Source organism: Priestia veravalensis, assembly GCF_001457055.1.
Taxonomy (GTDB): domain Bacteria; phylum Bacillota; class Bacilli; order Bacillales; family Bacillaceae_H; genus Priestia; species Priestia flexa.
On sequence record NZ_KQ758722.1, the window covers coordinates 1 to 9,057 of the forward strand.

10 protein-coding genes and 1 pseudogene are annotated in these 9,057 nt (G+C 33.3%); 4 read left to right on the forward strand and 7 right to left on the reverse strand.

Going from position 1 to position 9,057, the window contains the following annotated elements:
- The coding region (locus AS180_RS20090) for a transposase (protein ID WP_062687412.1) at positions 1–267 on the reverse strand (267 nt) is incomplete at its 3' end.
- A 707-nt stretch (positions 268–974) separates the two neighbouring features.
- Between AS180_RS20090 and AS180_RS22940 the strand changes: the two genes are divergently transcribed.
- Complete coding sequence (locus tag AS180_RS22940) at positions 975–1,292, forward strand: hypothetical protein (RefSeq protein ID WP_139109251.1); 318 nt, start codon at positions 975–977, stop codon at positions 1,290–1,292.
- 135 nt (positions 1,293–1,427) lie between these two features.
- On the opposite strand, the gene AS180_RS20110 is transcribed toward AS180_RS22940, so the two are convergent.
- The 3 genes from AS180_RS20110 to AS180_RS20120 all read right to left on the reverse strand — a co-directional run bounded on the left by AS180_RS20110 (position 1,428) and on the right by AS180_RS20120 (position 2,937).
- Positions 1,428–1,832 (reverse strand): hypothetical protein, encoded by a 405-nt coding sequence (locus AS180_RS20110; protein ID WP_139109252.1) that lies wholly within the window; start codon positions 1,830–1,832, stop codon positions 1,428–1,430.
- Positions 1,833–1,899: 67 nt separating this feature from the next.
- A complete protein-coding gene (locus AS180_RS20115) occupies positions 1,900–2,373 on the reverse strand; it encodes a hypothetical protein (RefSeq protein ID WP_025907721.1) in 474 nt (157 codons plus the stop codon).
- A 27-nt stretch (positions 2,374–2,400) separates the two neighbouring features.
- Positions 2,401–2,937, reverse strand: coding sequence for a hypothetical protein (locus AS180_RS20120; protein ID WP_025907722.1), 537 nt, complete (start codon positions 2,935–2,937; stop codon positions 2,401–2,403).
- Positions 2,938–3,158: 221 nt separating this feature from the next.
- Here AS180_RS20120 and AS180_RS20125 point away from each other — a divergent pair, with 221 nt between their 5' ends.
- Complete coding sequence (locus tag AS180_RS20125) at positions 3,159–3,803, forward strand: AAA family ATPase (protein ID WP_051567051.1); 645 nt, start codon at positions 3,159–3,161, stop codon at positions 3,801–3,803.
- Between the two features lie 287 nt (positions 3,804–4,090).
- On the opposite strand, the gene AS180_RS20130 is transcribed toward AS180_RS20125, so the two are convergent.
- Positions 4,091–4,999: a hypothetical protein gene (locus AS180_RS20130; protein ID WP_025907726.1), complete on the reverse strand. Its 909-nt coding sequence runs from the start codon at positions 4,997–4,999 to the stop codon at positions 4,091–4,093.
- Between the two features lie 16 nt (positions 5,000–5,015).
- A pseudogene (locus AS180_RS20135) lies at positions 5,016–6,638 on the reverse strand (RHS repeat domain-containing protein); the annotation flags it as partial.
- A gap of 268 nt (positions 6,639–6,906) precedes the next feature.
- Between AS180_RS20135 and AS180_RS20140 the strand changes: the two are divergent.
- On the forward strand, positions 6,907–8,337 hold the full coding sequence (locus tag AS180_RS20140; protein WP_062687413.1) for an IS4 family transposase: 1,431 nt from the start codon (positions 6,907–6,909) through the stop codon (positions 8,335–8,337).
- 100 nt (positions 8,338–8,437) lie between these two features.
- Here AS180_RS20140 and AS180_RS20145 read toward each other — a convergent pair whose 3' ends face one another.
- A complete protein-coding gene (locus AS180_RS20145; RefSeq protein ID WP_025909455.1) occupies positions 8,438–8,644 on the reverse strand; it encodes a hypothetical protein in 207 nt (68 codons plus the stop codon).
- 139 nt (positions 8,645–8,783) lie between these two features.
- Here AS180_RS20145 and AS180_RS20150 point away from each other — a divergent pair.
- On the forward strand, positions 8,784–9,057 hold a 274-nt coding region (locus AS180_RS20150; protein ID WP_139109253.1), incomplete at its 3' end, for a hypothetical protein.

Here is a 9,057-nt window from a genome sequence, read left to right on the forward strand (position 1 = left end):
CAGCGCGGCTTGCTTTAAAATATCATTCTCCATCTCTAATTGCTTATTACGTTTCCTAAGTTCCTGCAGCTCTTTCTGTTCGGGGCTGAGGTTATCCTTTTCTTTGAAGGAACCAGAGGACTTACTTTGATTAATCCACTTATCAAGCGAAGATGGTGTTAACTCATATTCTCGAATGATGTCTTTACGAGGCTTTCCATTCTGATATAGCTGCACGATCTGTTGCTTAAATTCTTCGGTAAACGTTCGACGTACTTTTTTTGTCATGTAGATTCTCCTCATAACTGATTAGTATAGTTAATTCTACTTGACCTTAAAATTTCTGTCTAACTAAGTATAGCCGATCCAAATTTTAAAAAAGAATCTTTTAAGACGTATCAAAAGTAATAGACCTTTTTATACTTTTTGTCCTAAGGGTTCTGAAAGAAAAACAAATACGTTCTTATAAAACGATTTATACACCCTTGGTATCATAAGGTTTATCGTACAGATGAATATCCTAAAATACATAGAAGAGCAGCTTTTTCATAATAAAACCCTCAGATATTTAAACTATCTGGGGGTTAAGCAGGGAAAGCTAAAAATAGTTTTTAGTCATTTTTTTTATCTAATTTAATGTACATATAGGCAAGGAATAAAAGTAATGCAATACTAATTAGGAAAATAATACAGGAATCTATTGCTTCACTTATACTAGATTTGAATGTTTGGTTATAAATGACAAATGCAAATCCGACAATAGCTATTAACATTTGATATGTTCTTTTCTTACTAAACATATAAAAATCTCCTTTAACTTTAAGAAGCTACTCCAAGAATATAGTAGATCTTACTTTAAACAGGGATTAATAAACGTGTACCTCTACCTAAGAGTGCTTATAATGAGTTAAAAGCGTCTAATAATTCTTTTAGATGCTTGTTTTTGTGTAACTATTAATTAGTACATAAACATAACTAAAACCATAAAGATAGGGATGCTTAGCAACAAGGAAGCTCCATTTACAGCAGTACCATTCTTAGATAATTTAAATACAATTGCAACACCTACCGTAAAAATTATCATTGAAGTATTTTCATTAATGCCCATTGAGTCTGGTAGTACTGCAGCAGTTAAGAATAAAAAAATTGCAAGTATAATAGTTGTAATTGTCACTCTCAAAGCCACTTTGGAAGTCACATCCTCTCAGTTTGAAAATCACAAAAATAACTCCATAAGGAGAATACTAAAAATAACAGCAAGAATTTGCGAAATCAAAATTACTCTCGTTTTGCACTTTACGATTGCCCAATAAATTCCTATCGCAATCATATATATCCATTTATATATACTTTCAGATAGATGCCATATCTCGGGCAGGAAACCGATTGTTAAAAACATCATAAGGGTCATAACAGAAGTTGTCATGAGTAGATATTTAAGTAACGTATTATTGGTTTTCATCATCATTTTCTCCGAATTGGTCTTTCCAGTCCCAATAACTATCATAAACCTCATCATGTAGCAGTAATTCACTATCTTCATCCTCTAATTCTTGTTCAGATAGTAAGTGCTTTGGTTTTATCTGAAGGCCTAGCCAAACTCCATCGTTCTCAATCTCAATATCATTAGGGTCTGAAACGCCGTCTACTAAACACATAAAATCATGAAATAAGCTCATCATATTATCTTTAACAGTTTTTTCAATTGCTTTTATTGATGCTGGCGATAAATTTTCTTTACTTAAACTGAGGGCTTCTTCATCTGTTAAGTTTAGTTCCTGCCAAACGAGTTCTTGATTAATGTTAGTTAGTTGGTCACCAATTTGCGAATACTCATGTATAAGTTTCTGCATTTCCATCAACATAGCTTTTTTTGAATCCATCGTTATATCTCCATTCTTTTTTCTTCTTAGTAGAAACTTAATCCCAGTAGTTATAAAGAACTTCACCTAAAGTAATTGGTTTCCAATATGCTATTTGTGCTAATTCCGCATGGTTTAGTTGGTTGTCATTTTTTATTAGAACGGATCCCTTTTTACGCGTGTATATTAACCTTCCATTCAGTGACTCTGCATCTAGAATCTTATAAAAAGCTGAAAAGAACAAGCTTAGTTCTTTGTCATTAACAAAAATGATTCTTTCTTCATTAACAGAAGAGGCAAATGCAACAAACGGATAATGCTTATTTAGCAATACATAGATATCTTTATTACTAATTCTTAAAATACTAAAAAGAAAATTGGAATGAACGTCTATATCGTTACATTCCAATAGTTCTCCATTATAAGTTCTTGCAGCTTCATAACTATGTACTTTAAACTTCTTAAGACTGTTCTTAGGAGGTTTATCCTTTAAATCTATATAAAATCCTGTTACGCCATTTAGTAGTTCCATAAGATACACCCTTATGAGTCATTTTATTTAAATGTTATTACTAAAAAGAAGCTTTATATCTTGTTCTTCTTCACCATTAATAGTCAAATGTTCAATAGCTTCAATGTCTATGAACCTTTTCCCATCAACAAAACCAAAGGAGTCCACCTCAGATATAACTACAGTTTCATTCTCAATAATTTCTGTTACAAAGCCAGTAGTTGAGTACTCTTCACTATCTAACAGCATAAGTGAGACAATATAATTCTGTGCTTGAGAAAATTCTAAGCCGCCTCTAATTAGGTCTTCAGTGTTTCCTGTATATGTTGGATGAACTTGTTTCTTAAGATTGTAGAGATTTTTAATCTTTTTCAGATATTCAGTTTCTCTAGCTACTGAAACAACGCTTTCTGTAGAAATAACGTAGTGTCCATCATATAAACCAGAAGTCCCAACTGTTGCTAACAGTGTGTACTCTTCATTGGTTTGAAGAATATAGGCGACTAAACATTTGTTGACGTCACCTTCGTATGTATAAATCTCAAGTAAATCTGTACTTTTAAACCTACCTAATAAGTGTTTCATATAATCTCCCCTTAACTAATATATATTTTTCTATTTTTTGGATATTGAAAATTATATCATATTGTTATTCACTTGATTTGTCCATTTTTCTATACTTGTCCGTTCATCCTAAAATAAAGTTGTAACTTTTATATAAGTTTGTACGTTTAATATGTAAATGTAAAAACATTTTATAAAAATAGGTTGTATTATTTACATACTTTGTAGAAAAACTCCATATAATGATGTTTTTCGGTCCTGCAGGAGTTGGAAAAACAGAAAGCGCAAAAATCATTAATAATTCATTAGTGAAAGGAGAGCTTTTTAGGCAACAATTTTCTATGTTCCAAACAGGTGAATTTGCCTCTTATCTTTTTGGCGGATCTATAGACTCACCGTGCTTAGCTAAAGATTTAATAAAAAGAGAGGGAAATGTTATTCTTTTTGATGAATTTAATAGATGTCCTCCTACTTTTTATTCAGCTTTCTTTCAAATGTTCGATGAGGGAATCTATGTTGATAAAAATTTTGAATTGAGTTTGAAAAATTCTATCATTATTTGTACGGCTAACTACGAATCTAGAGGAGAAATCCTTTCAGCGTTAGGCTCACCTCTATTCTCTCGTTTCGATCATTTTATTTCTTTTAATCCTTTATCCAGAGAAGCAAAAGAAACATTGATTAGAAATAAGTTCTCAGAGATATTAAAAAGTTGGGATGCTGATGATAGAAATATCCTTCAGAAAGACGAAATTTTAAAAAATTTAATTAATCATGCTGATTCTTTTACTAATGCAAGAAATATAGAAAAAGGAGTTAAAGGGAGTATGGCAAGAACTTTGGTGTTAAATATGCTAGAAGAATATGAAAAAGACACGAATGCCTAAAGTAAGAATTTTGAATAGACATTAATCATAAAATTTTAGTGCCTTTAGTTTCTTATACACACTCTAAAAACTTAAACTTTTTTACTTATTTTAAGGAAATCTCAATAATTCACTAAAAAACCCAACTCATAGATAACTACTTTAACTATAAGAAGTATTTTAAAACGTAATTTCATTATGGGGAGAGGCTTTAATTTTGTATTTACTATTTATCACTTAAGTATTCCCATATCAAAACAAAAAGACTACCCTATGGTAGTCTTTTTGTTTTGATATATTAGCTTACGTTAAATTATTAGAGCTCTAATAGGTAAAGAGAAATAATTTTCACCTATTACTTGATACTCTTTGTCTAAAACTTTAACTTTAATCTTATACCCAAATTTCAACATGTATTCTTCTATGGATATAAAATCATTGTACCTGATTGCTATATCCATAGAATAAATCTGTAATTCTTTAAAATCTTTAGAAACCATAACGTTTGCGATTCCTGGATACCTCTCATTATCTGTATAGGCTGATACTTCAACCACAGTAATAAAATCTTCCTTGGGTATATCTTCAATTGTCAAAGGAGTGACCCAACTCTCGTCTTGTTCTGAGTCAGATTCTTGTTCTAAATTGAAAACCCATAGCTTTGATAATTTAAAATCTTCAAGTTTTAATTCATCATAAGGTTTGCTGTAAGAAGGTTGAGTTACAGTTTTTTTGTCTTTCAAGGTAGAGATACTATTTTCTAAAGTATTGTATTTAAAGTTGCTTTCACTTTCTTCTGAAGGAAATTCCATTATGGGATTCAGAAGAAAATAACTATTAAATGGCTCTTCTCCTGATTTTAATTTAGCCGTAACTTCAATTGAAATATCTTTTGAACTGATATAGTCTATTGCAATTATACAAGAAATAAAGTCATATCCTCTAAAATTCAACTTTAAAGAGTCATCAAAAATAAAATCTCTATAAGAAAAAATTTGTTCTTCGTGAGCTTCTTTTACAATATAATTTTCATTTAGAGCTATTATATATTGATTACCCTCAACTAGACGAAATTCCTTTGGGAAATTTAAGCTAAGGCTACACTTAGAATTTTTTATACTAATATTTAGGTGATTTGAAAAAACTTTGCATAGTACTTTCCCAATCGAAATCGATTCATCTTTTAAAATAATCTTCGATGGCTCTCTTTTAAACATTCATTGTCCCTGCCTTTTATCTAAAATATCCATGTTTGTTAGAATACCTAACACCGTTCTTAAATGCATGGAGATATTGAGGGTATTTATTATCATAAAATTTATAAGTCTTTTTCAAAATTTTCCTATATGCTTTTGGATTAGTAGCTTTTAAATTCTTATAATATTTAGTGCTATGTTTCCTACTTGACTGAGCAAAAGTTCTCATCTCACGATGAAGCTGTTTATGAACGGCTGTAGGAATATGAACTAATTTTTGTTTTGAGTGTCCTCCTATATATTTAGGAAATGCATGGTGCCCATGTGTTGTTGCCCTTAATACGCGTCCAGCACCTTTTATATATTTTACTTTTACAAAATTAGATGCTACAGCCCAAGCAATTTGCTTTTTACTCTTGCCAGCTTTATATGCCTTATAACCATCGTAAGCTGCAAATCCTGCATTAATAGCTAACCATACCCAATGTCCATCCGGATCCACATGCATGACAGGATTATTATCAGCATACGTATATCCATTTTGTGTAATCGGATCATCATCGTCACCAGGGTCAGGATCAGCAGAAATAAAGACACCTTGCTCTGGATTATAATAACGAGCAATCAAATAATACATACCTGTTTCATCGTCTTGCATGTAACCTGCATAAGTAAATGGATTTTTAATATCTGTTTGACCAGACACAACTTGCTTTTTCGCATTTCCCCATGCATCATACGTGTATTTTACCACAACTGTTCCACTGTCATCAGTCATTGCTATGACATCACCGTGTGGATTGTAGTGATAATAATATGTTTTTCCACCTGTTTGCATCGATAAACGTACGCCATCCATCGAGTAAACATACGAACGTAGAACATTTCCATTTCCATCTGTTTCATATAATGGATTAATGCTATCTCCATCGTAATAGAAGCGTGTGACAGTATCATTCACATTTTTCTCGATACGACGATCATCATCATCATATTTGTACGTCGCAAAGGCTTTGGTTTCACCTTTTTTCGTAATAGATGTTAATTGATCGGCTGCATTCCATGTATATGTGTATTTACCATCTTCTAGACGGTTACCAATCTCATCATATTTAATCGTATCGTTACCAAATTTAACAAGTTCGTTTCCAATATTAAACTCAGCATTCGTCTGAACAGCTGATTTTCCTGGCTCCGTTACTTTAACTGATGTTCGATTTCCAAAACCATTGTAACCATACTCTTTTACCGTTCCATCCGGCAGCGTTTCTTTCAGTAATTGATCTAAAGAATCATAAACATAAGATGTTGTACTATCGACTGAACCATCTGCTTTATAGGAGGTAATCTCTGTACGGTTATCATTTTCATCATATTTATATGACTCTGATAGAATGCTATCGTTATTGGTGTTACCAATATCCAATGACATTACTTTTCCTGTCACATCATACGTAAAGGCTGAACCAGCATCATTACCAGCTGTGTAAGCTCGCACGTTTCCTTTTTCATCATAATCAAAACGGTACGTTTTACCCTTTGAATCTTTCACAGCCGTGTTTTGATCTAATGCATTATACTCATAAGTGTTCTCATTTGTAGTGCCACTTTGAGCAAACTTTGATTTAACAATTTTGGTCGAATCTTTTTTGTATTCCCAACCAAATGTGCCACCACGGTCTGTCATGCTCGTAATTTGTCCAGCTTTATCATAAGCTTTGGTGCGAACACCACCGTTTGCAGAGTCCGTTACTTTCGTTTCATTCCCATTCTTATCATATTCGAATGAGAAGGCAGTAGTTCCATCGCGTTTCTCGCTTGTCGGGGTAGCGTCACATACCCATCAAGCTAACGCAATGGATTTTCCCCAAAACGAAAAAAAACGTTATTCTTTTTAGTAAACTATTCGAAAAGGATGGCGTTTTTTTATGGATGTTCAGTTTTCCGAAGAATTACACCTATTTGCACAAGAATTACAACGCTCTTTGTCTCCCATTGCCTTACAAGAAATCGCTAAGAAAGTGGGATTTGTGAAGCGATCGAGTAAGTATCAAGCAAATGAACTGATGGCTCTTTGCGTGTGGCTTAGCCAGGAAGTCGCTCGCACATCGCTTGCACAACTGTGTAGTCGACTAGAAGCTTCAACAGGTGTCCTGATGAGTCAGGAAAGATTGAATCAACGGTTTAATCCAGCAGCCGTCCAGTTTCTTCGTGAGGTGTTTGCTTTACTTCTCACACAAAAACTTTGTGCAACACAATCGCTATCGTCAACGCTCTTCTTGATTTTTAACCGTATTCGGATTTTAGATGCCACAGTGTTTCAGCTACCCGATGCCTTCGTAAGTGATTATCAAGGGTCTGGAGGAAGCAGTAATACGGCAGGTGTAAAGATTCAGCTTGAATATGACTTATTGAGTGGGCAATTTTTACACGTACAGCTAGGACCGGGAAAAGATAATGATAAAACGTATGGCACAACTTGTCTTGAAAGTGTGAAAGCAGGCGATTTCTGTTTACGTGATTTAGGTTATTTTGATTTACGAGATTTACAAACGATTCATGAATTAGGCGCCTTTTATCTCTCTCGATTAAAGCTAAATACCCGTATTTATGTAAAAAACCCTGAACCAGAATACTTCAAAAACGGCACACTGAAAAAGCAGAGCGAATATATTCAACTTAATATGGCACACATCTTGAACGAACTGGAACCGGGTGAGACCATTGAACTTTCAGAAGCTTATGTTGGTCAAATTCAAAAATTACCGACACGTGTCATCATTCACCGACTAACGAACGAACAAACTAAAACCCGTTTAAACAACCAAGCTGTACGTGAGAAAAAGAAAGGCATTGTCATGAAGGATAAAAGTAAACAGCTGATGGGAATGAACGTTTATATTACGAACACACCACCAAAAGAAGTACCGACAAACGATGTGCATTCATTGTATTCGTTACGTTGGCAGATTGAAATTTTATTTAAAACATGGAAGTCCTTCTTCGAAATAGATGAATGTAAAACCATCAAAAAGGAACGGCTAGAGTGCCATTTATATGGGCAACTCATAGGGATTCTTCTCTGTTCTTCCACCATGTTTCAAATGCGGCAGCTCCTGTTGAAAAAGAGAAAACAAGAGCTGAGTGAATACAAATCAATTTATATGATTAAGGACTATTTTCCGTTACTATTTCCAGCAATGGCAGGTGATCTGACTGAACTCGTAACGATTCTCCAACGACTGTATCACCTGTTGAAAAAGAATGGGCGTAAGTGTCATCGGTATCAGAAAAAAACCGTTTTTGACATTCTTGGTATTGTGTATGAGACAGCAGTAAAACAACAACAAGTTGCCTAACGAAAAAATGATAGTTTCATAGGCTTCTTTGTCATGCCGATTTTTCTGATACTCACCGATGTTAGGACAAGGATCATTACATTTTTAATCGTTTCTGTCGTTAGCTTGATGGGTATGTGGCGAGACCCCTATAATAGACTGACTTAGAAGCAACGTACTGTTGTTTTCCATAGGTCATGGAAGCTGATGCACATTTTATGTCATCGCTATAACATTTTTCAGCTGCGCTAGCTGAGATTTGCCCTACACCAACTGATAATGAAAAAACAAGAAGAACTAACCCTATAACCTTAAATAACTTTTTCATTTTTTGTCATCTCTCCCCGAAAAAAAGTTTCAAACAAATACTAATTTCTTCAAAAATAAGTAAAATACCTTCATAATTTTACATATTTTCTCATTTTATAAGGAATCATAAGATGAATAAAATAAAGAGGGGTTTTCGAATGAAATATATATTCTTAGTATGTAGTGTATTGCTTATTTCTTCATTAAGTTTACCTTTTAACGGGTACGCTAAAAGTGATTCTGTAGAAAAGCAGTATAAATCTATTGGGTATACATCAGATAATGCAGCTTTAAAGAAATTCGAAGAATTTTATCATCAAAGCACCAACATTTCTGATTCTATTAAGCAGCAAATCCCATTTAAAGTAACACATGAATTTGGTCACTTTAAACAAAATGATAAAGACCATTTATCATTAGAATATCTAAATA

What these genes read in the sequence shown, in the direction of transcription:
- AS180_RS20115 (WP_025907721.1), bottom strand. Translation starts at nt 2,373, where the DNA reads ATGGAACTACTAAATGGCGTAACAGGATTTTATATAGATTTAAAGGAT.
- AS180_RS20140 (WP_062687413.1), top strand. Translation starts at nt 6,907, where the DNA reads ATGGATGTTCAGTTTTCCGAAGAATTACACCTATTTGCACAAGAATTA.
- AS180_RS20110 (WP_139109252.1), bottom strand. Translation starts at nt 1,832, where the DNA reads ATGCAGAAACTTATACATGAGTATTCGCAAATTGGTGACCAACTAACT.
- AS180_RS20145 (WP_025909455.1), bottom strand. Translation starts at nt 8,644, where the DNA reads ATGAAAAAGTTATTTAAGGTTATAGGGTTAGTTCTTCTTGTTTTTTCA.
- AS180_RS20130 (WP_025907726.1), bottom strand. Translation starts at nt 4,999, where the DNA reads ATGTTTAAAAGAGAGCCATCGAAGATTATTTTAAAAGATGAATCGATT.
- AS180_RS22940 (WP_139109251.1), top strand. Translation starts at nt 975, where the DNA reads ATGCTTAGCAACAAGGAAGCTCCATTTACAGCAGTACCATTCTTAGAT.
- AS180_RS20120 (WP_025907722.1), bottom strand. Translation starts at nt 2,937, where the DNA reads ATGAAACACTTATTAGGTAGGTTTAAAAGTACAGATTTACTTGAGATT.
- AS180_RS20125 (WP_051567051.1), top strand. Translation starts at nt 3,159, where the DNA reads ATGATGTTTTTCGGTCCTGCAGGAGTTGGAAAAACAGAAAGCGCAAAA.